The sequence below is a fragment of the Vibrio sp. 811 genome (assembly GCF_033339195.1).
Window position 1 is genome coordinate 1 of record NZ_JAWOUB010000407.1, and the last position, 702, is coordinate 702.

General features: G+C 47.3%; 1 protein-coding gene. It reads right to left on the reverse strand.

What is annotated here, in order from left to right:
- Nucleotides 1-702, reverse strand: a 702-nt coding sequence (locus R7Q46_RS27155) for an SLC13 family permease (protein WP_318078259.1), incomplete at both ends; no start/stop codon positions are given.

Below are 702 nucleotides of genomic sequence, written 5' to 3' on the forward strand. Positions count from 1 at the left end.
CAAGCCCTGTTTTGTCGAGCGCTAAACCGAGAGCAATACCACCCGAGACTAACCAAAGCACATCCCAAGAGATCTTTTTGAGGTCTTCTTTGTTGATGATCCCTGTCAGCGAGAATACGGCAACCGGAATTAAAGCGACGGTGTATGAGTTCATGCCATGCGCTGAGCCCATCAACCAAAGAATGATGGTGCCAGCGAATGTGACGTAAACAATCATCGCCTTTGGTGTTTTTAGGAACTTACTTTTGATGTTCAGATCAATTTTCGTCTGCTCGGCTTTGTATAAATAACCTATCAGAAGCCAAGCAAGCGCCATCATGATCACCACAAATGGTACGCCGAACACCATCCACTCCCCAAAGGTAATCAAGTTATCACCCACGAGGTATTTCAGAGCAATCGCGTTTGGTGGCGTACCGATTGGCGTACCAATACCACCGATGTTCGCAGCAACAGGAATACAAAGCGCAAATGCAATTCGACCAGGGTCTTTAGGCCCGAACACGGCGATAACTGGCGTTAAGATCGACAACATCATTGCGGTAGTCGCGGTATTCGACATAAACATCGAGAATATTGCGGTGATCAGCATCAGGCCTAACATGACAAATTTTGGGTTTTGCCCAAACGGCTTGAGCAACACCCTAGCGAGGTTCACATCCAAACGGTATTTGGTCGCGGCCATTGCTAAGAAAAAACCAC